The following is a 25,708-nucleotide window of genomic DNA, read 5'->3' on the forward strand; positions in this document are numbered from 1 at the left end:
TGTAACATTCTGCAATGAATATGAACGGCATCCTCCCCACACGGATGCCCGGCATGGCCACCCCTTCCCTGACTGCCTCCACGCACTCATCCTCCGTCGACTCAAAACCACGCCTGGACAAGAAGCCCGGCCTGGTGACGGTGATCGTTTTCTTCGCCGTGCTTGCCATGGGCCTGTTGTTTACCGCCTACAGCCTCATGCACGACATGCACGAAATGGGCGCCCAGCTCACCACATGGACGCCGTTCCTGCTGCTGGGGGTGGCGCTGTTGATTGCCCTGGGTTTCGAGTTCGTCAACGGTTTCCACGACACCGCCAACGCGGTGGCCACGGTGATCTACACCAACTCGCTGCCGCCGCAGTTTGCCGTGGTGTGGTCGGGCTTCTTCAATTTCCTCGGTGTGCTGCTGTCCAGCGGCGCGGTGGCGTTCGGCATCATTGCCTTGCTGCCGGTGGAGCTGATTCTGCAGGTGGGTTCATCGGCCGGCTTCGCGATGATCTTCGCGTTGCTGATCGCCGCGATCCTGTGGAACCTCGGCACCTGGTGGCTGGGTTTGCCGGCCTCGTCGTCCCATACCCTGATAGGTTCGATCATCGGCGTCGGCGTGGCCAATGCCTTGATGCACGGGCGTGATGGCACCAGCGGTGTGGATTGGAGCCAGGCGATCAAGATCGGTTATGCGCTGCTGCTTTCGCCACTGATCGGCTTCGCCTTTGCCGCCTTGCTGTTGCTGGCCCTGCGCGCCTTTGTGAAAAACCGTGCGTTGTACAAGGCCCCCAAGGGCGACACCCCGCCGCCCTGGTGGATCCGTGGCATGCTGATCGCCACCTGCACCGGCGTGTCCTTTGCCCACGGTTCCAACGATGGGCAAAAAGGCATGGGCCTGATCATGCTGATCCTGGTGGGTACCCTGCCGATGGCCTATGCGCTGAACCGCGCCATGCCGGCCGAACAGTCGTTGCAGTTCGCCGCAGTCGCCGAAGTGACCCAGGTGGCGCTGATGAAAACAGCGCCGCTGGCGTTGGCGGGTGACCCTCGGCCGGTGCTGTCGACCTACATGCGCACCAAGGAAGCCACGCCCGAGTTGATTCCGGCCCTCGCCGCCCTCGCCGGCCAGATCGGTGACCAGGTCAAAGGCTACGGTTCCCTGGCCAAAGTCCCCGCCGAAGCCGTGGGCAACGTGCGTAACGACATGTACCTGAGTAGCGAAACCATTCGCCTGATGGACAAAGGCAAGGTCGGCAATTTCGACGCCGACACCCAAGGCAAGCTGCAACTGTTTAAGCAACAGATCGACGATGCCACGCGCTTTATTCCGCTGTGGGTGAAGATTGTCGTGGCCATCGCCCTGGGGCTTGGCACCATGGTCGGTTGGAAGCGCATCGTGGTCACCGTGGGCGAGAAGATCGGCAAGACCCACCTGACTTACGCCCAGGGCGCCTCGGCCGAGACCGTGGCGATGCTGACCATTGGCGCAGCGGATATGTTCGGGCTGCCGGTGTCGACCACCCATGTGTTGTCGTCGGGTGTGGCGGGGACCATGGTGGCCAATGGGGGTGGGTTGCAGATGCGGACCATCCGCAATTTGCTGATGGCGTGGGTGCTCACCTTGCCGGCGGCGATTCTGCTGTCCGGCAGCCTCTACTGGCTGTTCACCAAACTCTTCTGACCAACCTCAGATTGAAAATGTGAGAGGGAGCAAGCCCCCTCCCACATTTGGATGTGTGTCGTGTCAGTTGTTGAAGAGTCCCGCCATGGCCTTGAGCCGTTTCTTGTACACCCGCCGCGCCTCCAGCGCCTGCTCCAACGTCACCGCCACAAACCCCGCCCGCTGGTTGGGCTGCATCTGCCCGATCAAGTCCAGGTCGGCACTGATCACCGTGCCAATCATCGCGTAGCCACCGCCGGATACCGCATCGCGATGCAGCACAATCGGCTCCAGCCCCGCCGGTACCTGGATCGAACCGATGGGGTAGCAACTGTCGACGATATTCGACGGATCCGACCCCGCGCCGAACGGCTGCTCACGCGGTTCAAAGCTCAGCGCACTGCCGCCCTTGAAGCGATAACCGATGCGGTCCGCCTCGGAGCCGACCGTCCACGGTTCGGCAAAAAAACTGCGCTTGGCACCCGAGGTCAGGCGCTCGTAATACAGCCCCGGCACCACGCGCAAGGTGACATCGCCGCCCACCGAGCGGCGCAATGCCATCGGCAAACTGTTGCCCGCACGCCCAAGACCGCTGGCTTCGCCGATGGGCAGCTCATCGCCCTCCTGTAAGCGTCGCCCGTGGAAACCACCAAGGGCGCCGAGGGTGTAGGTGGAACGGCTGCCAAGCACCAACGGCACGTCAATGCCACCGGCAACGGCGAGGTAAGTGCGGGCGCCGGCTCTGGGAAATTCGAAACGCAGCACCTGCCCGGCGCGCACCTCAAAGGCGGTGTCCTGATGCACCACCTCGCCGTCCAGGCGCGGCGACATTAACGCACCACTGAGTGCGACCAGGGTATCGCGTTGAAACGCCAGTTCCGGCCCGATCAAGGTGCATTCCAGGCCGGCAGCGCCCACCGGGTTACCCACCAGATGGTTGGCCGCACTCAGGGCGTATTGGTCCAATGCACCCGATGGCGGAATGCCCAGGTGGTAATAACCTTCGCGGCCCAGGTCCTGCACAGAGGTAGCGAGGCCGGGTTTGAGGACCTTGATCATGCCAGCGCCTCCTGCAGGGTTTTCGGATAGCCGATGGGGTCGGCGAGAAACGCATCGAGGGAAAATTCCACCGGGCGAATGCGCAGGTCGAAACGTCCTGCCTCCACCTCGGCAACCGCCAGGTCGTAGGCGTCCCGGTCGATGGGTTTGAATTGCACGATGTCACCCGGCCGGAAGAACACCATATGCGCCTTGAGGTAGGCCAACTGCTGCGCGGGGTCGTAGATCGGCGCCGGGGTCACGCCAAACATCTGGTAGCCGCCGGCGCCGCGCACCGAGTAGATGCAACCGAAGCAACCGCCATGGCCGAGGGTCAGTTTCGGCGTGTCGGTGCGCGGGCGCAGGTACTTGGGCACCTGCAACTGCCGCTCGCGCTCGACCATCTGGAACATGAACGGCAAGCCCGCGACAAAACCCACCATCGAGACAAACCACGGCGCACCACTGTGGGCGGCGATAAACGCTTCGACATCGGCCAGGCCATTGATGCGCGCGGCGTATTCCAGGTCGGTGGCGCCGGGGTCTTGATGGCGGTCGCGAAACCGCATCAGGGTTTCATGGGTCCAGGGGTCGTTATAGAGCACCGGGATTTCGATGATGCGTGTGTGCAGGGTGCGTTCGGCCACGGCCTGGGCTTCGGCGCTCTGCACGGCGTCGAGCAGCACATGGGGGGCGATGCGGTCGGGGTCGAAGCGAATCTGGAACGAGGCATTGGCCAGGCACACATCCAGCACACCTTCCAGCGCCAGGCGCTCCACGGCACGGGTCACGGCCATGCCCTTGAAAAAAGCTTCAAGGGACATGCTCTCGCTGACTTCGGCGAACAGGTGTTCATCACCGCCGAAGCTGTAGCGGATGGGGGACGTTTCAGCCATGTCTGTTCCTCTTGGAATCGTTATAGAAAGGCAGGCAAAAAAGTAAATGTGCGATCTTATTAGGGGGTTTTGACTGTGATACCGGCCTGGTCCAACGCTTCACGGGTGGCCTCCACCAACTCCAGCGCGCCGGGGGTGTCGCTGTGCAGGCAGATGGAGTCGAATTCAATAAACAGGTCTTCGCCTTCTACGGTACGCACCAGCCCCGTCTGACATGCGCGCAGGACGCGGGCCGCGACCGTGGCCGGGTCCAGTGCACGTACGTTGCGGGTAAACACAATGGAGCCGGTCAGATCGTACTCACGGTCGGCATAGAATTCGCGCACCACCGGCTGCCCGAGTTCCTTGGCCACGCGCCAGATCACCGAGTTGGGCATGCAGTACAGCAACAGCGTCGGCTCGATGATTTGCAGGTTCTGTACCAGCAGGCGCGCGGCTTCTTCGTCGCGGGCCAGGTGCATGTAGAGCGCGCCGTGAGGCTTGATGTGTTGCAGGGTCATGCCCTGGGCGCGGGCGATTTCACGCAGGGCGCCCAGTTGATAGAGCATGTCGTCCACCAGTTCCTGGGCCGGCGCATGGATATGCCGACGACCGAAGCCCACCAGGTCGCGAAAGCCCGGATGCGCGCCGATGGCCACGCCCAATTGCTTGGCACGCGCGACGGTGCGGCGCATGGTGCCGGGGTCGCCGGCATGGAAGCCGGTGGCAATATTGGCCGAGCTGATATAGGCCATCAGCTCCGCGTCGACGCCGTCGCCGATGGTCCAGGGACCGAAGCCTTCGCCCATGTCTGAATTGAAATCCACTGCCTGCATCGGGGGACGCTCCGCCAAAAGGTGATGCTCGAAAGTAGGCTGCGCCTTGACCCCTTGGGAAGATCTATTATCAGATGGCCTATCTTCTGAAAATCAGATAAAGCCATGTCCCTGACCTTGCGCCAAATCCGCTACTTCGTCGCCACCGCCGAAATCGGCCAGATTTCCCAGGCGGCGATTCACCTGAACATCTCCCAGTCTGCAGTGACCACGGCGATCAAGGAGCTGGAAGCCCTGCTCGGCGTGCAGCTGTTTGTGCGCTCGGCCCAGGGCATGAACCTCACCGATGCCGGGCGGCACTTTCTCAACCGCGCCTACGTGATTGTGCGCAGTGTCGACGACGCGCTGAACAGCCCGTTGCCCGACTACCGCGCCAGCGGCGTGCTGCGGCTGGCGGCCAGCTACACGGTGCTGGGTTACTTCCTGCCGCACCACTTGCAGCGCATGGAGCACTGGCACCCGGATGTGACCCTGGAGGTGTTCGAGCAGGAGCGCCAGGCCATCGAACAGGGCCTGCTCGATGGCCAGTTCGACATGGCCGTGGTCCTCACCGCGAACCTCACCCACCCGGCGATCGTCTCGGAAATCCTGTTCAACTCGGAACGTCGTTTATGGCTGCCCAGCCATCACCCATTATGCGAACGCGGTGCGGTGAGCCTGGCGGATGTGGCGCAGGAGCCGTACATCCTGCTCACCGTCGATGAGGCCGAACACAGCGCCATGCGGTACTGGGAACAGGCCGGGCAAGCGCCCAAGGTGCGGCTGCGCACCAGTTCGGTGGAGGCGGTGCGCAGCATGGTTGCCAATGGCAGCGGCGTGGCGATCCTGTCGGACCTGGTGCACCGGCCCTGGTCGCTGGAAGGCAAGCGCATCGAAACCCTGACCGTCACCGACCCCGTCACGCCCATGAGCGTCGGCCTGGCCTGGCACCGCGAACGCGCCTTTACCCCGGCAATGCAGGCGTTTCGCGATTACTTCCACGACGCCTTCCTGGCGCCGCAACAGCTGTCGGCGCGGCGTTAAAGCTGCGAATGCAGAATGGCCGCCAACCAGTCCATGAACACCCGCACCCGCAGCGGTAAATGCCGCTGACCTGCGTAGAGCAGGGACACATCCAGCGGCGGGGCCGGATAGTCCGGCAGGACCGCCACCAGTTCACCGCTGGCCAATTCGTCACTCATGCCCAGGGCCGGCACCTGAATAATCCCGAAACCGCCCAGGCAGGCAGACTTGTAGCCATCGGTGCTGTTGACCGTGACCCGCCCGCCCATGGGGATGCGCAGCACCTTGTTGCCCTGCACGTACTCAAACCCCGCCGAGCGTGCACCCAACGGCCGCACGTAATGCACCAGGTGATGGTCGGCGAGGTCGGCCAGTGTCCGGGGCACGCCGTAGCGTTGCAGGTAGGTGGCGCTCGCGCAGTTGATCATCGGCATGCTGCACAGCAGCCGCGCCACCACGCTCTGGTCCGGCTGCGCGCCCACGCGCAGCACGCAATCGAAGCCTTCGGCGAGCAGGTCGACCTGGCGGTCGGTGGTGCTGATCTCCAGTTCGATCAGCGGATGCGCGTCCATGAATTGCGGCAGACGCGGCAGGATCAAGTCCCGCGCCATCATGTTGGGCATGTCCACCCGAATCCGCCCGGCCAGTTGCGCTTCGTCCTGGCGAAACAGCCCTTCCAACTCCTCCATGTGCGCGAGCAAATCCTTGCTGCGCTCATACAGCACGCGGCCATCCTGGGTGGCCTGCACCTTGCGCGTGGTGCGCTGCAACAGGCGGGCGCCGAGCAGCTCTTCCAGCGCCTGCACATGTTCCGACACCGTCGAGCGCGGCAGGCCCAGGCTCTCGCCGGCGCCGGTGAAACTCGACAGCTCGGTAACGCGCACGAAGGTGCGCAACAGCTCCAGTTTATTCATGGGGATTGTTCGTCTTATTCGGCCAGTGATTCCGGAATAGCGCTATTTATCACGTTACGACCGGACAAATACACTGCTTCCCACACTCAATCATCGAGGACATCACCATGAACCGTAAAATCGCATTGATCACCGGGGCCAGCCGTGGCCTGGGCAAAAACACCGCCCTGCACCTGGCGGCACAAGGCGTCGACATCATTGGCACTTACCACAGCAAGGCCGATGAAGCGCAGGCCTTGGTCGCACAGATCGAACAACTGGGCGGCCGTGCCGCGATGCTGAAACTGGACGTGAGCCAGAGCGCGACGTTCGCTGATTTCGTCGGTGAGGTTGCTGGCGTACTCAAGGACGTTTTCGCACAGGACCGCTTCGATTTTCTGATCAACAATGCCGGTATCGGCATTCACGCCAGCTTCGCCGAGACCACCGAAGCGCAGTTCGATCAATTGGTGGCGATCCAGTTCAAGGGTCCGTTTTTCCTGACCCAGCAGCTGTTGCCATTGATCCGCGACGGTGGGCGCATCGTCAATATTTCCAGTGGCCTGGCGCGTTTCAGCCTGCCCGGCTACGCCGCTTACGCCGCCATGAAAGGCGCGATGGAAGTGCTGACCCGCTACCAGGCCAAAGAGCTCGGCGGGCGTGGCATCAGCGTCAACATCCTGGCCCCCGGCGCCATTGAAACCGACTTCGGTGGCGGTGCCGTGCGCGACAACGCCAACCTCAACGCCATGGTCGCCAGCAATACCGCCTTGGGCCGCGCCGGGTTACCGGACGATATCGGCGGCGCCATTGCCAGCCTGCTCGCCGACGGTAGTGCCTGGATCACCGGCCAACGTATCGAGGCGTCGGGCGGCATGTTTCTGTAGGAGCTTGTCGCGCAGCACGTCATACCCCCAGTGATACACATAGGTGTACGGCAGGAAAAACAGCAGTACGCCTATGTCGAGGATAAACGCCTGCACCAGGCTGATGTTCAGCCAGGCGGCAATCAGCGGTACACACACCAGGATCAACCCACCTTCAAACATCAAGGCGTGCAGCACGCGGGTCCAGCCGTTGCTGGCCAGTTGCAGGCGCGCCTTGAGGCGGTCGAACAGGCCGTTGAAAATCACGTTCCAGGCCAGCGCCAACAGGCTGATCGCCAGGGTGACCATGCCCATCTCCAGGGCAGGCTTGTCCATGATCCACGCCAGCAACGGGGTGCAGATCAACAACGCCAGGGCTTCGAAACCAATGGCCTGGCAAACACGTTCAGTAACCGACTTGGTAGGGTTCATGACCCGGCTCCGTGAGTGACGATGGTTGTCATCATTAGCCTTTGACTCGATACTTCATAACCAATAACCATCGATCAAGGCGATAGTCATGGCCTCTAACGAAGTGCTGCAGGCGTTTGTGCAGGCGGCCACCCAAGGCTCGTTTTCGGCGGCGGCGCGCAAGCTCGGCAAGAGCCAGTCCACCGTCAGCGCGGCCGTGGCGAGCCTGGAGATTGACCTGGATGTGGTGCTGTTCGATCGCAGCAGCCGCAAGCCGACGCTGACGCCGGCGGGCCATGTGTTGCTGCAACGCGCCGAGCAGGTGCTGGAGGCCAGCAGCCGGCTGGAATTGGCGGCGAGCCAGTTGGCCCAGGGGTTGGAGCCGAAGCTGAGTATCGCCATGTCCGATACCTACCAGTCCGACCGTTTCGAGGTCGCCCTCAGCGCCTTTGAACAGCGCTACCCGGACCTGGAGCTGGAATGCCTGATCGCCGAATGCGAAGACCTGATCGCCCTGGTCCAAAGCGGCCGCGCGCAGATTGCGTTTATTGAACACCAGGAAGAGTATCCCCCGGACCTGACCCGCGCCCCCGTGGACGAGCGCACGGAAATTGCCCTGTTCGTGTCACCCAGACATCCGCTGGCGGGCGTCGGTACCCTCACCGCGCACACCCTGCAACAGCACCGCGAATTGCGCCTGGCCAGCATCATCAACCCGAACGAAACCCGCGCCAACGGCCGTGTCTGGTCGGCCCCCAGTTACCTGATGCTGTTGGAGATGGCCCAGTTGGGGTTTGGCTGGGCACCGATTCCGCGCTGGCTGGTGGAGCGCTTTGGTGGCGGGCAACTGGTCGAACTCAAGGCCCGGGGTTGGCCGCGCTCGGTAGCCGTGGATGCACTGTGGTCCCGGCACCATCCGCCGGGGCCGGCAGGGAGTTGGTTGTTGGGGAAGATGCTGGAGTGATTTTTTTCAGACAATTGAGATTAATGTGGGAGGGGGCTTGCCCCCGATGACGGTGGGTCAGTCACCCAATGCAGCGACTGACACCCTGCTATCGGGGGCAAGCCCCCTCCCACATTTTTGATCTTCATTGCTTGGGGAGATTGAGTTCGGCCAGGCGGTGCACCAGGAATTGCTTTTCCGGAATTTGCCGGGTCAGTGACAGGGCTTTTTCGTAGGCTGTCCGGGCCTCTTCCACCCGCCCCAATTGCCGGCAAAACTCGCCCCGCGCCGAATGTGCCAGGTGGTAATCCAGCAACTCCCCGCGCGCCAGAATACCTTCCACCAACTGCAACCCCGCCAACGGCCCTTCGCCCATGGCCACCGCCACGGCGCGGTTCAACTCGATCACCGGCGACGGCGCGGCACTGAGCAACACATCGTAGAGCCCGATAATCTGCAGCCAATCCGTTTCCCCGGCGCTGGGCGCTTCGGCATGCACCGCTGCAATCGCCGCTTGCAGGCAGTACGGGCCAAAGCCGCGACGGCTCAATGCCTGCTCCACCAGCCCACAACCTTCAGCCATCAGCGACGTGTCCCACCGCGAACGATCCTGTTCATCCAACAACACCAGCTCGCCGCTGGCCGAGGTGCGCGCCGCGCGGCGGGACTCGTGCAACAGCATCAGCGCCAGCAGGCCCATCACTTCCGGCTCCGGCAGCAATTCCAGCAGCAGGCGGCCGAGGCGAATGGCTTCGCGGGTCAGTTCCTCGCGCGTGAGGTCCGCGCCCATGGACGCCGAATAGCCTTCATTGAACACCAGGTAAATCACGCGCAGTACGCTGTCGAGGCGTTCGGGCAGCTCGGCCAGCGACGGCACCTGATAAGGGATTTTGGCCTCGCGAATCTTGCCCTTGGCGCGCACGATGCGCTGCGCGATGGTGGCGGGGGTGGCCAGAAAGGCGCGGGCGATTTCCTCGGTGGTGAGATCGCAGATCTCACGCAAGGTCAGCGCCGCCTGGGCGTCGGCCGCCAACGCTGGGTGGCAGCAGGTGAAGATCAGGCGCAGGCGGTCGTCCTCCACGTCCTCAACGCTCCAGTCGGCGGCTTCCAGTGTGTCGGCCTGCGCCTGCAACAAGGGCGCAAAACGGGCTTGGCGGCGCAGGCGGTCGATGGCCTTGAAGCGTCCGGTCGACACCAGCCAGGCCCGTGGGTTGTCCGGCACGCCCTCTTGCGGCCAGCGCTCGACCGCGACGAAGAACGCCTCGTGCAAGGCTTCTTCGGCGAGGTCGAAATCCCCCAGCAGGCGGATCAGGGTGGCGAGGACGCGCCGGGACTCACTGCGGTAGATCGCCTCGATGGGAGGCGTCAATCGCGCATGCCCTGGGTCACCAGCGTCACCAGGCGGTCCAGGCTCTGGCCCCAGCCGTCGTGAAAGCCCATGGCTTCGTGGGCCTGCTTGTCTTCGACGCTCCAGTGCATGGCGCGGGCGGTATAGAGGGTCTTGCTACCCTCGACTTCCTGCAGCGTCACTTCGGCGGTCATGAACGGTTTGCCCGAAGGGATCCAGCCCGGCGTATAGGCGTCGGTAAACACCAGGCGCCGAGGGGCAACGATTTCCAGGAACACGCCCTGGGTCGGGTACTCACTGCCATCCGGCGCACGCATCAGGGTGCGAAACAGCCCGCCGACCCACAGGTTCATTTCGCACTCGGGGGTGGTCATGCCGTGGGGGCCCCACCATTGTTGCAACAACGCGGGTTCGGTCCAGGCGCGGAACACCCGGCTGCGCGGCGCATCGATCACGCGGCTGATGGACAGTTCAAATTCGGCAGGTTGCGTAGGCATGGCTAAACCTCCTCAAGTCTTATGGTTGTTGTGTTCAGAGATTCAATTGGCGCACAGGGCGCACTTCCACACTGCCGACCCGGGCGGCCGGAATCCCACCGGCCACCTGGATCGCGTCGTTCAAATCCTTGGCTTCGATCAGGTAGAAGCCGGCGAGCTGTTCCTTGGTTTCGGCAAACGGCCCGTCGGTGATCGACACCTTGCCATTGCGCATGCGCACCGTGGTGGCGGTGGTTACCGACTCCAGCGGCTCGGCGGCGAGCATACGGCCACTTTTTTGGATGGACTGCGCATAGGCAAGACACTCCGGGTCTGCGGGGCTGTCCGGCGAGGTGTGCAGCACCTGCTCGTTGCTGTAGATCAGGCAGAGGTATTTCATGTGCGTCTCCGTTTTCGGACTATTGACTATAGTTCGCGGCACTCAAGGTTTCAGGTCGAACAATGCCGTTCCGCTTGCCATGTCGAACGGCGCCGACCAATGCTCATGCACCACCTTCCAGTCGCCGTTGAAGCGTTGATAACCGGCGGTCACGCGCATCCAGCAGGCCTTCACTTCACCGTCCGGCCCGGCGCCGCCGCAGTGGGCGAGCCAGTGGGCGAATGCGCTGTCCTGGGACTCGACGATACGCAGTTCGTGGAACTCGAAAATGCCCGGGCCGGGGCAGTGCTCCATGCAGGCTTCCCAGTGCGCACGGTAGGCCGCCTTACCTTTGAATTGCAGGGCGGTCACGGCGTCGAACGAGACGATATCGTCGGCGTAATAGCTGACAATCTTGTCGATATTCCGGGAAAGTACGGCTTGCTTCCATTGCTCGATCAGGGTGTTGATTGCGGTACTCATGGCGATACTCCTTAGGGTTGGAAAATCACGGAAGACACCCTTAGTCGAACGGCCCTCGGGCAAATCGACAGCCCGTTGAAAAATAATGTCGTCCAGCACAAACCCGATAGACTGCGCCCTTCCTTGCCGCTGTTCGGACACGCCGATGCAAACCCGCCTTGTCTCCTACGAGGCGCTGAATGCCGTGCAACAACAGCACGTCAGCGCCATCGAAGTTCACCCTGAACAGTTGCCGTTTTGCGGCGACATGTATTGCGCCCTCAATTCGCTCCTGGCCAAGCCCAGCCCCGGCGTCAAAGGCTTTGCCCTGCTGGCCGACGACAGTCCGGTAGCCTTCCTCCTGCTCAAACGCCCACCCTGCCTGCCCCACTGGGCCGATGAACACAGCGCAACGCTGCATGCGTTGCAGGTGGATCGGCAGCAGCAAGGGCGTGGATTCGGCAAGGCCTGTCTGCAAGCCTTGCCGGCGGCGGCCTTGCAGGCGTGGCCGCAGATCAAGGCGCTGGAGTTGTCGGTGGACACGGACAATGTGGCGGCGATGAGGCTGTATCTGGGCGCAGGATGGGTGGACAGCGGGGAGGCGTATAAGGGCCGGATTGGGTATGAGCGGAGGTTGAGGTGGGTGTTCGGTCGAAGCGGTCTTGACTTCCTTTAAATGTAACGTATACATAACTTTTGATTAAAAAGTAATGAATACATGACATGGATACTTCGGTTATCACTCAGCGACTGGGCAGCCAAATTCGCGCCATGCGACTTAACCGTGGCTATAAACAAGCGGATCTGGCGAAACTTGCAGGGGTTACCCGGCAGAAGCTGATAGAAGTCGAACAAGGCAGCCTCTCGGTCTCAATGAATGCCTATGCCCGAGTGATTGCCGCCTTGGGCAGCGAATTCAAATTAGTGCCTGTGACCCTGCCGACCCTGGAGGAACTGGAGGACTTGTTCAATGATTAGCCCCCATTTGCGCGTTCATACCCCTCAAGGTAAAAGCGGCAGCGTGTTGATGAGTGCCAACGACTATTTGTTCCGCTACGGCGATAACCCGCGGGCACAAACCGCAGTCAGCCTGACGATGCCCGTTCGCGCCGAAGAATATCGCCGCCGAGAACTTCACCCCATCTTCCAGATGAACCTGCCGGAAGGCTACGTTCTGGAGCAATTGCGCAATCGCCTCGCCAAGACGGTCAAGGTCGATCCGATGTTGTTGCTGGCACTCTCGGGCAGCAGTGCACCGATTGGTAGGGTGTTTGTGTCTTCGGATCAAGTAAACGACCTGATCCTGCGCAACAGCCCTCCCTCCAACGGAGAAAACCTCAACGAAATTCTCGCCTGGGACGGCGCGGAGGATCTGTTCCTCGAACTGGTGGATCGCTACATCCTGCGAGCAGGTATTTCTGGCGTGCAGCCCAAAGTACTGGTGCCGGAAAAACCGCAGGCATCCGCGCAGAAATTCACGTCGAAAACCAACGACCTGATTATCAAAAGCGGGCGCGATGAGTTTCCGGGGTTGGCCATCAATGAGTACCTGTGCATGTCCATCGCCCGGGATGCAGGCTTGCCGGTGCCACCGTTTTACCTGTCGCAGAATAATAAGCTGTTCATCATGCGGCGCTTTGATCGGGACGAGCAGCTCAACCCGCTGGGTTTCGAAGACATGACCACCTTGATGGGCCTGTCTGCGGAGCAGAAGTACACCAAGAGTTACGCAGCGATCGCCAAGGCCGTACGCGTGTTCTGCGCCCCAGAACATCAACGCAGCTCGCTCGATCAATTGTTCGACAGCGTGGCACTGAGCTGCATAGTGGGTAATGGCGACGCTCACTTGAAGAACTTCGGCGTGCTCTATAGCGACCCGCTGAAATCGGATACCCGGCTGGCACCGGTATACGACATTGTGAACACCACCGCCTATCTCCCTGAGGACTCACTGGCACTTGACCTGTCCGGCAACAAATCATTGTTTGCCGCACGCCTGGGCATCCTGGAATTTGCAAGAACCTGCGAAATTGAAAATCCCGAAGCGCGCATTCAGGCACTCCTTCAAACCCTGGAAGCCGTGCTCAAGCGCGAAGACGATTACTGCCGGCTGGCCCCTGATGTAGCGAAAGCCATACGTCAATCTGCGCAGGGCTATCACCTCAGCTTTGGTGGCTGAACGTCCTGTGGTTGCGGCGAGACAAGCGTTCAGCCAGTGGGTTACTTGTGTTCCACGGGCAACCAGATCTCCACCGTCCCCGTGCCCTTGCGCCCATCAAAGTCCGCGCTGTACCGCTCGAAATCCGCCCCCGCCACCTTGTAGCCCGAGTGCGGCAACCACTCGAACATGATGCGCTCATAGGTCTGCTCCAGTGCCTGCACCGGGCCATAGTGCGGGAACACGGCGTAGTGGTGCGCAGGCAGTTCGACGGACTCGAAGTTGCTCGGCACATCGCTTTTGGACGGTACTTCCACCCCGGCCATGTAATCGAACTCACCGTGGCTGGGGTTATGGCAAACGCCGTAGGTCACCCCGCCGACGCGTTTCTTGATGTGTTTTACGCTTTCGTCGAACACGCTCCACAACTTGGGGATATCCCCCACGGTAGCCTTCGAATAACGCCCTTGCACCCCGGCGATCACCAGGGCCTTGCCCTCTTCCATGCGTGGCTCTAACGGTTGTTTTGTCTGCTGATCCATACGAACAGTCTCCTTCTTATGAGGGAACAAACCCGTATCGAGTATAGGGGCATATCCTTGCAGTACTCCATGCAGAAAATTTTCCTACGTATCTGGACAACTGGCCATCATCGACCGTATTGTCTGCTCCGCAGGCCACCGCAGTGGCCGACGTCGCTCGGACGGTTCCGGGCGCTTACGTACTCTCGAGGCAACAATGGCAGACCTTGGTTCGCCGCGCCGCTTTGCGCGCATAGATCGACTCCCCCCTTACGTTTTCAATATCACTGCCGAGCTGAAGATGGCTGCGCGTCGGCGCGGCGAAGACATCATCGACTTGAGCATGGGTAACCCCGACGGCGCCACGCCTCCCCATATCGTGGAGAAGATGGTTACCGTCGCCCAGCGTGAAGACACCCACGGCTATTCCACCTCCAAAGGCATTCCGCGTCTGCGCCGGGCAATTTCGCGCTGGTACAAGGATCGCTACGCAGTGGACATCGACCCCGAGACCGAAGCCATCGTGACCATCGGTTCCAAGGAAGGCCTGGCGCATCTGATGCTGGCCACCCTGGACCAGGGCGATACGGTGCTGGTGCCCAACCCGAGCTACCCGATTCATATCTACGGTGCCGTGATTGCCGGCGCCCAGGTGCGTTCGGTGCCACTGATTCCAGGCGTGGACTTCTTCGCCGAGCTGGAACGGGCGATCCGCGGCTCGATCCCCAAGCCGAAGATGATGATCCTCGGCTTCCCGTCCAATCCCACCGCGCAGTGCGTGGAGCTGGATTTCTTCGAACGGGTGATCGCCCTGGCCAAGCAGTACGATGTGCTGGTGGTGCATGACCTGGCCTACGCCGACATCGTCTACGACGGCTGGAAAGCCCCGTCGATCATGCAGGTGCCGGGCGCCAAGGACATTGCGGTGGAGTTTTTCACCCTGTCCAAGAGCTACAACATGGCCGGCTGGCGCATCGGTTTCATGGTGGGCAACCCGGAACTGGTCAACGCCCTGGCGCGGATCAAGAGCTACCACGACTATGGCACCTTCACCCCGCTGCAAGTCGCCGCGATTGCCGCACTGGAAGGCGACCAACAGTGTGTGAAGGACATCGCCGAGCAGTACCGCCAGCGCCGCAATGTGCTGGTCAAGGGCCTGCATGAGCTGGGCTGGATGGTGGAGAACCCCAAGGCGTCGATGTACGTCTGGGCGAAGATTCCCGAGGCGTATGCCGCCATGGGTTCGCTGGAGTTTGCCAAGAAGCTGCTGCTGGAAGCGAAGGTCTGTGTGTCGCCGGGGATTGGTTTTGGTGAGTATGGCGACGATCACGTGCGCTTTGCGCTGATCGAGAACCAGGACCGGATTCGCCAGGCGGTGCGCGGGATTCGCGGGATGTTCCGGGCGGATGGGTTGGTCACTAAAGCCTGACCCGATCCACCTGAACAAATGTGGTCAAAATGTGGGAGGGGCTTGCCCCCTCCCACAGTTGCATTGGGTTTTCACCCTTGCTGCCGGTGTGTCGGTTAGACCACCAACGACAGCAGCATGATAAAGATCAACGCCACAATGGACAGGATGGTCTCCATCGCAGTCCAGGTCTTGAAGGTCTCGGCCACGGTCATGTTGAAGTACTGCTTCACCAGCCAGAACCCCGCATCGTTGACGTGCGACAGGATCAACGAACCCGCCCCCGTCGCCAACACCAGCAACTCACGGTTAACCCCCGGAATCATCCCCACCACCGGCACCACGATGCCCGCGCCGGTAATGGTCGCCACGGTGGCCGAACCGGTCGCCACACGAATTACCGCCGCTACCAGCCACGCCAGCAGGATCGGGTTGATCTGTGCGTTCACCGCCATGTGGCCGATCACGTCACCCACGCCGCTGGTCACCAGCATCTGCTTGAAGCCACCACCGGCACCGATGATCAGGATGATCGCGGCGGTCGGCGCAAGGCTGGCGTCGAGCAGCTTGAGGATCTGCTTGGAATGGATGCCCTGGCGACTGCCAAAGGTGTACAGCGACAGCAGCAACGCCAGCAGCAAGGCGGTGATCGGGTGACCGATCATGTCCATCCAGTTGCGCACCACATTGCCTTCGGCAAAGGCGATGTCGGCGAAGGTTTTGAGCAGCATCAGGAACACCGGCAGCAGCACGGTGACCAGGGTGATACCGAAGCTCGGCAGGTTTTTGTTCTCAGGCTCGCGGGCCAGTTGGTCGACCAGTTCCTGGGACGGGTTGCCCGGGATGTACTTGGCGATAAACGTACCGAAGATCGGGCCGGCGATAATGGCCGTCGGCAGCGCGACGATCAGGCCGTACAGGATGGTCTTGCCGATGTCGGCACCAAAAACGCCGATGGCCAGCAGCGGGCCCGGGTGCGGCGGCACCAGGCCGTGGACTGCCGACAGGCCGGCGAGCAGCGGGATGCCGATCTTGATCAGCGACACGCCGGTGCGGCGCGCAACGATAAACACCAGCGGGATCAGCAGTACAAAGCCGATCTCGAAGAACAGCGGAATGCCCACCAGGAACGCGGCGAACATCATGGCCCACTGGACCTTGTCCTTGCCAAAGGCGCGGATCAGGGTCTGGGCGATCTGATCGGCACCGCCGGATTCGGCCATCATCTTGCCGAGCATGGTGCCCAGCGCGAGGATGATGCCGACAAAGCCGAGCACCCCGCCGAAACCGTCCTGGAACGCCTTGATGATCTTGTCCACCGGCATGCCCGAGGTCAGGCCAAGGAAGCCGGCCGCGATGATCAGCGCAATAAATGGGTGAACCTTGAAGCGGGTGATCAAGACGATCAGCCCGATGATGGTAACGACTGCATCTAACAGCAGGTACGACTCGTGGGACATGCCAAACATGGGGGGTCTCTCCTGTTTGTTGTTGTTATTAAAGCGGGTGTTGAATTTCCTGCCGGGGATAGCGCTATCTTTTCCGGCAAAAAATCAGTTGGATGGTTCAAAACCGTGTGTCAGCCACCAGGCGTTGGTCTGCCTGGCCAACTCCTCGACGCTGTCTTCGCTGGCGTTGAGGGCCAGGGTCAACGGCTCGCCCTTGGGCGATTCAAGGGTGGCGAACTGGCTGTCGATGAGGCTGGCCGGCATGAAATGGCCGGGGCGATGGGACACGCGGTCGGCGGCGACTTCGCGGGTCAGTTCCAGGAATACAAAGCCCAGGCCCGGGGCGGCTTCTCGCAGGTGGTCGCGGTATTTCTTTTTCAGCGCGGAGCAGGTGAGCACCGGATGTTCACCGGCCTTGAGCGAACGGCGCAGTTCATCGCACAGGATGTCGAGCCAACCGGCGCGGTCGTCGTCGTTGAGGGGGTGGCCGGCGCTCATCTTTTCGATGTTCGCGGCGGGGTGAAAGCTGTCGCCTTCAATGGCGGTGGCACCGTTCAGGCGGCACAGGGCCTCGCTGACGCTGGTTTTGCCACAGCCGGCAACACCCATGATGACCAGGGCGGTAACAGGTTGACTCATGAAACACCTCAAGACGCAGATAGCGCTACCTTTGCACGCGGTGAGGCAAGTGCAAAAACAGGCTTTTCCCGCGCCGTCTTGTCATTTTTATGGAGTGACGCGTGCATCCGCTCCAATCATTTGAACCGGATCAGGCAACCCATAGTTCAATAATTTGCAGCCTTTTGGAGACAGCGCTACCTTAGTGCCTCGATTTTTGTTTGGCAAGCCGCCTGATGACCTCCAAGAACGATAAAAATACCCGCACCACCGGTCGCCCTACCCTTAACGAAGTTGCCCGCCTGGCCGGCGTCAGCCCGATTACCGCCTCCCGCGCGTTGCGCGGCATCAGCACCGTGGCCACCGAGTTGGTGGAAAAAGTCCAGCACGCCGCTGCCGAACTCAACTACGTGGTCAATCCCGCCGCCCGTGCCCTGGCTTCGGCCCAGAGCCATTCGGTGGTAGTCCTGGTGCCGTCGTTGTCCAACCTGCTGTTTATCGAAACCCTCGAAGCCATCCACCAGGTGCTGCGGCCCAAGGGCTTTGAAGTACTGATCGGCAACTCCCACTATTCACGCGACGAAGAGGAAAACCTGCTGCGCAACTACATGGCCTATCAGCCACGGGGGTTGCTGCTGACCGGCTTCGATCGCACCGAAAGCGCCCGACGGATGGTCGAGGCCAGCAATGTGCCGTGTGTGTACATGATGGACCTGGACCCCAATGCCGGCGTGAACTGCGTGGGCTTCTCGCAGTTGGCGGCGGGTGAAACCGCGGCCGCACATTTGATCTCCCGTGGGCGCAAGCGCCTGGCGTACATCGGCGCGCAACTGGACCAACGCACCCTGCTGCGTGGCGAAGGCTTCCGCCGCGCGCTGCAACAGGCGGGCCTGTACGACCCGGCGCTGGAACTGCTGACACCACGCCCTTCCTCGGTGGGCCTGGGCGGCGAGTTGTTCCTGCAACTGCTGGCCGCCCATCCGGATGTGGATGCGATCTTCTTCGGCAACGACGACCTGGCCCAGGGCGCGCTGCTGGAAGCCATGCGCCACGGCATCAAAGTCCCAGAACGTGTCGCGGTGCTGGGCTTCAACGACTTGCCGGCGTCGTCCTTCATGGTGCCGCGCCTGAGCAGCATCAGCACGCCCAGGGAAGCGATCGGGCGGCGGGCGGCGGAGCATTTGTTGACGATCATGGCAGGCAACAGGATCGCCAAGCCGGTGGTGGACATGGGGTTTGAGTTGCAGGTTCGCGAGAGCACGTAGTCCCACATTTTGACCTCGCCCGCTCGGAGGCATCGCCGTAGCTTCTCCCTCCTGCTAGATTGGCTGTTCTCCATCGCAAGGAAAGCACCATGGCACATTCACTGAAAATCCTGGGTCGCACGTCCTCCATCAACGTGCGCAAAGTGCTCTGGACCTGCCAGGAACTGGGCATCGACTACGTGCGCGAAGACTGGGGCATCGGCTTCCAGCCCACCCAGTCCGCCGAATTCCTCGCCCTGAACCCCAACGCGCAGATACCCGTGCTGATCGACGACCACGGCGTGCTGTGGGAGTCCAATACCATCTGCCGCTACCTGGTGGGGCTTTACCAGCGCCACGACCTGCTGCCCATCGAGCCCGCCCCACGGGCCCGGGTCGAGCAGTGGATCGACTGGCAGGCCGTCGAGCTCAACCGTGCCTGGGGCGATGCTTTCACCGCCCTGGTACGCAATAACCCGGACGGCCTGGACGCGGCGCAGATTGAAGCCGCCGTGCAACGATGGAACGACAAGATGGGCATCCTCGAGCAACAACTGAGCAAAACCGGGGCCTTTGTTGCCGGCGATGAATTCACCCTCGCCGACATCCTCATCGGCCTCTCGGTGCACCGCTGGCAGATGACGCCCATGGCGCGCCCGGCCTACCCCGCCATTGCCGCCTACTACCAGCGCCTCGGCCAGCACCACGGCTTCCAGCTCTTCGCCCTCGACGGTCACAACTGAGGAGACGCACGTGAAAGGACTCAACGTACTGCTCACCGGCGCCTGCGGCAGAATCGGCAAGACGTTTTTCGAAGCCTCGAGAGACCGCTACCGTTTCACCCTCACCGACCGCGTCGCGCCTGATTTCGACCCGGGCGAACACCGCTTCGTGCACACAGACCTCAGCGACAAAGCCAGCCTCGCCAGCCTGCTCGAAGGCATCGATGTGATCGTGCACCTGTCGGGCATCCCCCACGCCAGCGCCACGTTCGACGAATTGCTGCCGAACAATATCCTCGCCACCACCTACCTGTTCGAAGCCGCCGTGGCGGCGGGTGTACAGCGCCTGGTGTTCGCCAGCAGCGCGCAAACCATCGAAGGCTACCCGGTAGACCGGCAGATCACCCCAGGCATGCAGGTGATGCCGGCCAACCTGTATGGCGTGAGCAAATGCTACGGCGAAGCGCTGTGTGGCTACTACGCGGCGAAAACCCCGCTGTCGACGATTGCCCTGCGCATCGGCGCGTTCGAATTCGTTGAAACCCACGACCTGAACAACGCCCGCGACCTCAGCGCCTGGCTCAGCCCGCGGGACGCCGTGCAGCTGCTGCAACGTGCAGTGGAGGCCGAGGGCGTGAAACACCTGATCGCCCATGGCATTTCCAATAACCGCTTCAAGCGCCTGGACCTGAGCGAAACCACGCGGGTGTTGGGTTACCATCCGCTGGACGACGCATTTCAGACCTTCGATATCCCTATCACTGACTGAGTTTTTCCCGCCATGCCTGCACTCCCTGCTACAGACGGCATCGACCCGATCCGCGCCGCCCATATCAGCGCGCGTATCGACCGCCTGCCCGCCGTCGCCACGGTCTGGCGCCTGGTGGCGCTGCTGTCGATCGGCGGTTTTTTCGAGCTGTATGACTTGTTCCAGACCGCCTACATCAGCCCCGGCCTGATCAGTGACGGGATTTTCCACACCGGCAGCGAGGGCGTGTTCGGCTTCTCCGACCAGGCGGCTTTCGCCTCGGCGACCTTCCTCGGCCTGTTCCTCGGCGCCAGCCTGCTCAGCCCCATCGCCGACCGCTTCGGGCGCCGGGCGATCTTCACCTTCGCGCTGATCTGGTACACCGTCGCCACGGTGTTGATGGGCATTCAGACGTCCGCGCTGGGCATCATCGGCATGCGTTTCCTGGTGGGCATCGGCCTGGGCATCGAGCTGGTGACCATCGACGCCTATCTGTCTGAACTGGTGCCCAAGCGCATGCGCAGTTCGGCGTTCGCCTTTGCGTTTTTCATCCAGTTCCTGTCGGTGCCGGCCGTGGCATTGATGTCATGGTGGCTGGTGCCCCAGGCGCCGTTCGGGGTGTCTGGCTGGCGCTGGGTGGTGCTGAGCAGTGCGGTGTTTGCGCTGTTTATCTGGCAGCTGCGCAAGCGCCTGCCGGAATCACCGCGCTGGCTGGCGCAGAAAGGCCGCTTCGAAGAAGCCGACAGGATCATGGACACCCTGGAGGCGCGCTGCCGGAAAGACCATGGCAAACCGCTGGACGACCCCGAACCCGAAACCGTCAGCGTGCAAGGCAGCGGCCGTTTTGCCGACATCTGGCAACCGCCGTACCGCCGCCGTGCGTTGATGCTGATTGTGTTCCATGTGTTCCAGGCCATCGGCTTCTTTGGTTTCGGCAACTGGTTGCCGGCGCTGCTTTCGGGCCAGGGTGTCAGCGTGACCCACAGCTTGCTGTACGCCTTTATCATTACCCTCGCCTACCCGCTGGGGCCGTTGCTGTTTGTGAAGGTGGCCAATCGCTTTGAAAACAAATGGCAGATCGTCGGCTCCGCCATGGGTGCGGTGATCTTCGGCAGCCTGTTCGCGTTGCAGACCACGGCGGTGGGGCTGGTGATCTGCGGGGTGATGATCACCTTCTGCAACGCCTGGCTGAGCTTCAGTTACCACTCCTACCAGAGCGAGCTGTTCCCGACCAATATCCGCGCGCGGGCGGTGGGGTTCTGCTATTCGTTCAGCCGCTTGTCGACGGTGTTCAGCAGCCTGTTGATCGGTTTTATCCTCGAACACCTGGGCACACCCGGTGTGTTGGCGTTTATTGCCAGCAGCATGCTGATCGTGATGATCACCATCAGTTGGTTCGGCCCGCGTACGCGCAACCTGGCCTTGGAAAATATCGCCCATTGACGGCAACGGTTGGCCGCCTGCGGGACAATGTTTGCCGCGGCGGCCAGGCCAAATCCAGTCAAACCGGGGTTATCGGACCCGGCATGTTATTTGCTCCCGCTATGGCACCGAACATTTTCCCAGGTGACCGATCATGCTGGTTAACAACAACACCCAAGCCGTGTCGACCCTTCAAAAGATCACGCGTCCCGACATGGACCCGGCCAACGCCGCCGCCAGCACGCTGTACAGCGGTGCCCTGCAAGCGGCGCAGCAAAGCGTGACCCTGCCGGCCGCGCAGAAGGATCTGGACAAGGCCGGCGATCGCATCGACGAAGCTTTCGCCAAGACCCGCGTGCAGTTGCAGGCCAGCACAGCGGCCACCACGGCGACGACGGATGTCCCCGCCACCAGCTCCGCACGCGCAGACTTCACCGATTACATGAGCAAAACCCCGGCCGAGCGTATCCGTGAGCAATTGCTCAAGGAACAAGGGTTGACCGAGGCGGATGTGCAGAACATGTCGCAGGAAAAGCAGGACGCCATTTCCAAGCAAGTGGCCGAGCGTTTGAAGCAGCAGCAAGAGCAGCAGGTAGCGGCGAAGACCACTGACCCGCAGGCGCAGGCAGTGAAGGAAACCCTGGCGGCGATCTAAGTCACAGGTGGGACGCCGAGCGTCCCTGGCGGCATTCCCACGCGGGTGCGTGGGAATGATCATTAACTCAGTGACCGAACAGGCCGGTCTCGGTTTTCTTGGCTTTCTTGTCGGCGCGTTTTTCGTCGGCGGTCTTTGCCGGTTTCTTCTTCGCGGCTTTCTTTGAATCCATACCTTTGGCCATGATGCATGCTCCACTTACAGGGGATGTAACACTGGGTATACCACCTATTGCCGCACAGAAGGCGCTTATAATCCCCGGCCCTTGATTATGTTGCCCAAACACCATGCCCGAACTGCACATCTCCCCGCTGGCTGAGCCGCTGTGGCCGCTGCTGAACAAGTTTTATCGCCGTCATGACTCACCGATGAAGGCGCTCAAGGGCGGGCGTTTGTGGGTAGCGCGCGACAGCGAGATTGTCGCCGGTCTGTGCCTGACACCCGTGGTCGGCGGACAGTGGTTGACCGGCGTGTTTGTCGACCCGGCGTATCGCGGCCAGGGGTTGGCGGGGCGATTGATAGCGGCGGCGGCGGCCGAGGTGCAAGGCACGCTGTGGTTGTTGTGCCATCCGGACCTGGAGGGTTTGTATCAGCGCATGGGTTTCACTCAGGACACGCTATTGCCGCAATCCCTCAGCGAGCGGCTGGTGCGCTACAAGCGCAACAAACCGATGATCGCCATGGGCTTAGATCGTTTAGTGAGGTCGTCCTCGGATAATGTGTGATCGCCCCGTATGGGCCCCATGCTAGCCTCGGCGACACAGTGGCCCACTTTTCGGATGATCATGAAAGCGACCTTTGCAGCTCTGTCCCTTACCGCCCTCCTCGTTCCCACGTTCAGCCAGGCCGCCGACGCACCGATCAGCGCCCAGCAATACGCCAGTGTGTTGGCCGGCAATTGGCGCGACCCGGCCAACAGCGCCCGCGACGGCTATCGCCACCCGCAGCAGACCTTGGAATTCTTTGGCCTGGGCGCCAGGCAGACCGTGATCGAAATTACCCCAGGGGGCGGCTGGTACAGCGAACTGCTGGCACCGTTGCTCAAGGAGCACGGGCATTACATCGCCGCCGTGCAAGCGCCAAGCAGCAGCGCCTATGCGCGCACGTCCGAAGAGAACCTGAAAAACAAATTCGCCGCCGACCCGACGCGCTATGCCAAGGCAGACGTGGTCGAGTTCGACCCCAAGGCACCGGTGTTCGGCAAACCTGCTTCGGCGGATGCCGTGCTGACGTTCCGCAATGTGCATAACTGGGTGCTGGCCGATACCGCCGAGGCCACGTTCCGCGCGTTCTACACGGTGTTGAAACCGGGTGGCGTGCTGGGTGTGGAAGATCACCGGGCCAAGGACGGGGCCGAGCTGGAGGCGATCAAGGACAGCGGTTACCTGACCACCGCCCAGGTGGTGAAACTGGCCACCGACGCGGGGTTCAAGCTGGCAGGCCAGAGCGAGGTCAACGCCAACCCGAAGGACACCAAGGATTATCCCGCCGGCGTATGGACGTTGCCGCCGACGTTGAAGCTGGGGGAACAGGATAAGGCGAAGTATGTGGCGATTGGCGAGTCGGACCGGATGACGTTGCGGTTCGTCAAACCGGCCAAATAACCTGGTCCCTCCCACATTTTGTTCTCAACGGGTCGGGATTACTCGTCAGCGGTTGGGTCCATGTCGGGAAACATCACTTCAATAAAGCCGAACTTGCTGAAGTCGGTAATGCGCGAGGGGTACAGCCGGCCGATCAGGTGATCGCATTCATGCTGCACCACCCGCGCGTGGAAGCCATCGGCAAAACGTACGATCGGCTCGCCCTTCGGATCAAACCCCTCGTAGCGAATCTGCTGGTAACGGTCCACCGCACCTCGCAGTCCAGGCACCGACAGGCAGCCTTCATAGCCTTCTTCCAGCACCGGGCTGAGCGGCGTGATCAATGGGTTGATCAGGATGGTCTGCGGCACCGGCGGCGCATCCGGGTAGCGCTCGCTGGCTTCGAACCCAAAGATCACCAGTTGCAGGTCGACGCCTATCTGCGGCGCGGCCAGGCCGACGCCGCCCACGTGCTCCATGGTCTGGAACATGTCGTCGATCAATTGCCACAGCTCGGGGCTGTCGAACATTTCCGGCGGTACCGGCGGGGCGATACGCAGCAGGCGCTCATCGCCCATTTTCAGGATTTCACGGATCATCGATCAGACTTCGTCGGTAGTGGGTTTGGAGTGGTCGCGGCCGAGGCCGGAAACATGTTGTTTTTCGTGCGCGGGCGCGGGCTCATCGAAATCCTTTGCGCCTGGCTCCTTGCCTTCGGCCGACATGTGCTCGATCACGGCATTCATCTCCGCCCCCAGCAACAGCACGGCGGCGGAAATGTAGAAGTACAGGAGCAACACGATGATCGCACCGATGCTGCCATACATGGCGTTGTAGTCGGCGAAGGTTTTGACGTAGTAGCCAAAACCGAGGGAGGCGACGATCCACACCACCACCGCAAGCACCGAACCTGGGGTAATAAAGCGAAATTTCTGCTCGACGTCCGGCATCACGTAATACATGAGGGCCACGGCAAACATCAGCAGGATCACGATCAGCGGCCATCGCACGATGGTCCACAAGGTCACCACGAATTCCTGCATGCCGATCTGGCCGGCCAGCCATTCCATCACCTGCGGGCCGAGCACCATCAACGCGGCAGCGGCCAGCAGCATGCCGGCGATGCCAATGGTGTAGAAAACCGACAGCGGAAAACGCTTCCAGATCGGCCGGCCTTCCACGACGTCGTACGCGGCGTTCATGGCGCTCATCATCAGGCGCACGCCAGCAGAGGCGGTCCACAGGGCAATCACGATACCCACCGAGAGCAGACCGCCCTTGGATTGCTGCAACTGGTCGATCACCGGGTTGACCTGCTCCAGGGCCTGGGGCGGCAACACCAGTTCCGATTGCAGGCGCAGCCAGGTGAAAAAGTCCGGCAGGTGCAGGAAACCGATCAGGGCGATAAGGAACAGCAGGAAGGGAAACAACGAGAACAGCATCTGGTAGGCCAGTGCCGAGGCGTAGGTGGACATCTCGTCATCGACGAATTCCTTGACGGTACGCACCAGCACTGTGTGGAGCTTGAGACCATCGAGAACCGAAAAAATCATAGCGTCTCCTTTCGCCGCAAAAAGGGGGGTCATGGGCGACTCAGGGGCCGTTTTCTACATCAAGGTAGCCTATTTGGCGACCTTGAAACAATTTCGAAACTTTAATCACTGCATGTGACATAAAAACGGCCATCCGTGGATGGCCGTCCGGCTGCACGATGGCAGTCTTACCTGGTCGCTTTTTTCACCGCGTCCTTGGTGTCGCCCACGGCTTTTTCAACCTGGCCTTTCTTTTCCTGCACGACACCTTCAGCGCGCAGCTTGTCGTTGCCGGTGACTTTGCCGACGCCTTGCTTGATGTTACCGACGGCCTCGTCTTTCAAACCTTTTGCCTTATCCGCTGTGCTGCCCATGGTATTTCTCCGAAAGAACAATCAAAGGGTTTTGGTCATTACGTAGAGATTGACCCAAGGCCGTTCGGCAGAGTTTCAATTATTTTTCGCTGAACAT

30 protein-coding genes are annotated in these 25,708 nt (G+C 61.4%); 15 read left to right on the forward strand and 15 right to left on the reverse strand.

Annotated elements, in window-relative coordinates:
* Positions 1–53: 53 nt before the first annotated feature.
* On the forward strand, positions 54–1,670 hold the full coding sequence (locus tag BM416_RS17550; RefSeq protein ID WP_065925286.1) for an inorganic phosphate transporter: 1,617 nt from the start codon (positions 54–56) through the stop codon (positions 1,668–1,670).
* Between the two features lie 63 nt (positions 1,671–1,733).
* On the opposite strand, the gene BM416_RS17555 is transcribed toward BM416_RS17550, so the two are convergent.
* The 3 genes from BM416_RS17555 to BM416_RS17565 are packed head-to-tail and all read right to left on the reverse strand — an operon-like array spanning position 1,734 to position 4,398.
* Positions 1,734–2,708 (reverse strand): 5-oxoprolinase subunit C family protein, encoded by a 975-nt coding sequence (locus BM416_RS17555; protein WP_092488889.1) that lies wholly within the window; start codon positions 2,706–2,708, stop codon positions 1,734–1,736.
* Complete coding sequence (locus BM416_RS17560) at positions 2,705–3,583, reverse strand: 5-oxoprolinase subunit B family protein (RefSeq protein ID WP_074847505.1); 879 nt, start codon at positions 3,581–3,583, stop codon at positions 2,705–2,707. The genes BM416_RS17555 and BM416_RS17560 overlap by 4 nt, the downstream gene beginning before the upstream one ends.
* 59 nt (positions 3,584–3,642) lie before the next feature.
* Positions 3,643–4,398, reverse strand: a complete 756-nt coding sequence (locus tag BM416_RS17565; RefSeq protein ID WP_027605627.1) for a 5-oxoprolinase subunit PxpA — start codon at positions 4,396–4,398, stop codon at positions 3,643–3,645.
* 105 nt (positions 4,399–4,503) lie between these two features.
* Here BM416_RS17565 and BM416_RS17570 point away from each other — a divergent pair, with 105 nt between their 5' ends.
* Positions 4,504–5,421 carry a LysR family transcriptional regulator gene (locus tag BM416_RS17570; RefSeq protein WP_092488890.1) on the forward strand — a complete coding sequence of 306 codons (918 nt, stop codon included), beginning with the start codon at positions 4,504–4,506 and terminating at the stop codon, positions 5,419–5,421.
* Here BM416_RS17570 and BM416_RS17575 read toward each other — a convergent pair.
* Positions 5,418–6,314 (reverse strand): LysR family transcriptional regulator, encoded by an 897-nt coding sequence (locus BM416_RS17575; protein ID WP_092488891.1) that lies wholly within the window; start codon positions 6,312–6,314, stop codon positions 5,418–5,420. The genes BM416_RS17570 and BM416_RS17575 overlap by 4 nt on opposite strands.
* A gap of 107 nt (positions 6,315–6,421) precedes the next feature.
* On the opposite strand from BM416_RS17575, the gene BM416_RS17580 reads away from it, so the two are divergent.
* Positions 6,422–7,180 carry an SDR family NAD(P)-dependent oxidoreductase gene (locus BM416_RS17580; RefSeq protein WP_092488892.1) on the forward strand — a complete coding sequence of 253 codons (759 nt, stop codon included), beginning with the start codon at positions 6,422–6,424 and terminating at the stop codon, positions 7,178–7,180.
* Here BM416_RS17580 and BM416_RS17585 read toward each other — a convergent pair.
* Positions 7,079–7,591: a multidrug/biocide efflux PACE transporter gene (locus tag BM416_RS17585; protein ID WP_092488893.1), complete on the reverse strand. Its 513-nt coding sequence runs from the start codon at positions 7,589–7,591 to the stop codon at positions 7,079–7,081. The two genes, BM416_RS17580 and BM416_RS17585, sit on opposite strands and share 102 nt — an antisense overlap.
* An 88-nt stretch (positions 7,592–7,679) precedes the next feature.
* Between BM416_RS17585 and BM416_RS17590 the strand changes: the two genes are divergently transcribed.
* Positions 7,680–8,534 carry a LysR family transcriptional regulator gene (locus BM416_RS17590; RefSeq protein WP_065925265.1) on the forward strand — a complete coding sequence of 285 codons (855 nt, stop codon included), beginning with the start codon at positions 7,680–7,682 and terminating at the stop codon, positions 8,532–8,534.
* A gap of 124 nt (positions 8,535–8,658) precedes the next feature.
* Here the strand turns inward: BM416_RS17590 and BM416_RS17595 are convergent, their stop codons facing one another.
* From BM416_RS17595 to BM416_RS17610, 4 genes are read right to left on the reverse strand one after another with little or no spacing between them, the layout of a single operon-like run.
* Positions 8,659–9,882 (reverse strand): RNA polymerase sigma factor, encoded by a 1,224-nt coding sequence (locus tag BM416_RS17595; protein ID WP_092488894.1) that lies wholly within the window; start codon positions 9,880–9,882, stop codon positions 8,659–8,661.
* Positions 9,879–10,358 carry an SRPBCC family protein gene (locus tag BM416_RS17600; protein ID WP_092488895.1) on the reverse strand — a complete coding sequence of 160 codons (480 nt, stop codon included), beginning with the start codon at positions 10,356–10,358 and terminating at the stop codon, positions 9,879–9,881. The genes BM416_RS17595 and BM416_RS17600 overlap by 4 nt, the downstream gene beginning before the upstream one ends.
* A gap of 34 nt (positions 10,359–10,392) precedes the next feature.
* Entirely contained in the window at positions 10,393–10,737 is a 345-nt protein-coding gene (locus tag BM416_RS17605; RefSeq protein WP_092488896.1) for a YciI family protein, read from the reverse strand.
* A gap of 42 nt (positions 10,738–10,779) precedes the next feature.
* Positions 10,780–11,199, reverse strand: coding sequence for a YybH family protein (locus BM416_RS17610; RefSeq protein WP_065925269.1), 420 nt, complete (start codon positions 11,197–11,199; stop codon positions 10,780–10,782).
* A 145-nt stretch (positions 11,200–11,344) separates the two neighbouring features.
* Here BM416_RS17610 and BM416_RS17615 point away from each other — a divergent pair, with 145 nt between their 5' ends.
* Genes BM416_RS17615 through BM416_RS17625 form a run of 3 tightly spaced genes read left to right on the forward strand, consistent with a single transcriptional unit; the run spans position 11,345 to position 13,357 of the window.
* A complete protein-coding gene (locus tag BM416_RS17615; protein ID WP_092488897.1) occupies positions 11,345–11,854 on the forward strand; it encodes a GNAT family N-acetyltransferase in 510 nt (169 codons plus the stop codon).
* Between the two features lie 47 nt (positions 11,855–11,901).
* The gene (locus BM416_RS17620) at positions 11,902–12,156 is read left to right on the forward strand and encodes a helix-turn-helix domain-containing protein (protein ID WP_092488898.1); all 255 of its coding nucleotides are present in this window, start codon (positions 11,902–11,904) and stop codon (positions 12,154–12,156) included.
* Positions 12,149–13,357: a type II toxin-antitoxin system HipA family toxin gene (locus tag BM416_RS17625; RefSeq protein WP_092488899.1), complete on the forward strand. Its 1,209-nt coding sequence runs from the start codon at positions 12,149–12,151 to the stop codon at positions 13,355–13,357. The genes BM416_RS17620 and BM416_RS17625 overlap by 8 nt, the downstream gene beginning before the upstream one ends.
* Positions 13,358–13,398: 41 nt before the next feature.
* Here the strand turns inward: BM416_RS17625 and BM416_RS17630 are convergent, their stop codons facing one another.
* Positions 13,399–13,878 carry a GyrI-like domain-containing protein gene (locus BM416_RS17630; protein WP_092488900.1) on the reverse strand — a complete coding sequence of 160 codons (480 nt, stop codon included), beginning with the start codon at positions 13,876–13,878 and terminating at the stop codon, positions 13,399–13,401.
* A gap of 196 nt (positions 13,879–14,074) precedes the next feature.
* On the opposite strand from BM416_RS17630, the gene alaC reads away from it, so the two are divergent.
* Positions 14,075–15,286: an alanine transaminase gene (alaC, locus tag BM416_RS17635; RefSeq protein WP_092488901.1), complete on the forward strand. Its 1,212-nt coding sequence runs from the start codon at positions 14,075–14,077 to the stop codon at positions 15,284–15,286.
* Positions 15,287–15,381: 95 nt separating this feature from the next.
* On the opposite strand, the gene BM416_RS17640 is transcribed toward alaC, so the two are convergent.
* Complete coding sequence (locus tag BM416_RS17640) at positions 15,382–16,734, reverse strand: GntP family permease (protein WP_092488902.1); 1,353 nt, start codon at positions 16,732–16,734, stop codon at positions 15,382–15,384.
* An 84-nt stretch (positions 16,735–16,818) separates the two neighbouring features.
* Positions 16,819–17,352: a gluconokinase gene (locus tag BM416_RS17645; protein WP_027605613.1), complete on the reverse strand. Its 534-nt coding sequence runs from the start codon at positions 17,350–17,352 to the stop codon at positions 16,819–16,821.
* Between the two features lie 212 nt (positions 17,353–17,564).
* Here BM416_RS17645 and BM416_RS17650 point away from each other — a divergent pair, with 212 nt between their 5' ends.
* The 7 genes from BM416_RS17650 to BM416_RS17680 all read left to right on the forward strand — a co-directional run bounded on the left by BM416_RS17650 (position 17,565) and on the right by BM416_RS17680 (position 23,726).
* On the forward strand, positions 17,565–18,596 hold the full coding sequence (locus BM416_RS17650) for an HTH-type transcriptional regulator GntR (RefSeq protein WP_175539082.1): 1,032 nt from the start codon (positions 17,565–17,567) through the stop codon (positions 18,594–18,596).
* A gap of 89 nt (positions 18,597–18,685) precedes the next feature.
* Entirely contained in the window at positions 18,686–19,318 is a 633-nt protein-coding gene (locus BM416_RS17655; protein ID WP_027605611.1) for a glutathione S-transferase family protein, read from the forward strand.
* Between the two features lie 10 nt (positions 19,319–19,328).
* A complete protein-coding gene (locus BM416_RS17660; protein WP_092488904.1) occupies positions 19,329–20,066 on the forward strand; it encodes an NAD-dependent epimerase/dehydratase family protein in 738 nt (245 codons plus the stop codon).
* A 12-nt stretch (positions 20,067–20,078) separates the two neighbouring features.
* Positions 20,079–21,488, forward strand: coding sequence for an MFS transporter (locus BM416_RS17665; protein WP_092488905.1), 1,410 nt, complete (start codon positions 20,079–20,081; stop codon positions 21,486–21,488).
* Positions 21,489–21,621: 133 nt separating this feature from the next.
* Positions 21,622–22,122: a hypothetical protein gene (locus tag BM416_RS17670; RefSeq protein ID WP_092488906.1), complete on the forward strand. Its 501-nt coding sequence runs from the start codon at positions 21,622–21,624 to the stop codon at positions 22,120–22,122.
* A 287-nt stretch (positions 22,123–22,409) separates the two neighbouring features.
* On the forward strand, positions 22,410–22,847 hold the full coding sequence (locus BM416_RS17675) for a GNAT family N-acetyltransferase (protein ID WP_092488907.1): 438 nt from the start codon (positions 22,410–22,412) through the stop codon (positions 22,845–22,847).
* 60 nt (positions 22,848–22,907) lie between these two features.
* On the forward strand, positions 22,908–23,726 hold the full coding sequence (locus BM416_RS17680) for a class I SAM-dependent methyltransferase (RefSeq protein ID WP_092488975.1): 819 nt from the start codon (positions 22,908–22,910) through the stop codon (positions 23,724–23,726).
* Positions 23,727–23,764: 38 nt separating this feature from the next.
* On the opposite strand, the gene def is transcribed toward BM416_RS17680, so the two are convergent.
* The 3 genes from def to BM416_RS17695 form a co-directional block, all read right to left on the reverse strand.
* Positions 23,765–24,304, reverse strand: coding sequence for a peptide deformylase (gene def, locus BM416_RS17685; protein ID WP_027605605.1), 540 nt, complete (start codon positions 24,302–24,304; stop codon positions 23,765–23,767).
* Between the two features lie 3 nt (positions 24,305–24,307).
* Complete coding sequence (locus tag BM416_RS17690) at positions 24,308–25,258, reverse strand: YihY/virulence factor BrkB family protein (protein WP_092488908.1); 951 nt, start codon at positions 25,256–25,258, stop codon at positions 24,308–24,310.
* A gap of 167 nt (positions 25,259–25,425) precedes the next feature.
* On the reverse strand, positions 25,426–25,611 hold the full coding sequence (locus BM416_RS17695; RefSeq protein WP_092488909.1) for a CsbD family protein: 186 nt from the start codon (positions 25,609–25,611) through the stop codon (positions 25,426–25,428).
* Between the last annotated feature and the right edge of the window lie 97 nt (positions 25,612–25,708).

It is taken from the genome of Pseudomonas sp. NFACC42-2, assembly GCF_900116055.1.
GTDB lineage: Bacteria > Pseudomonadota > Gammaproteobacteria > Pseudomonadales > Pseudomonadaceae > Aquipseudomonas > Aquipseudomonas marginalis.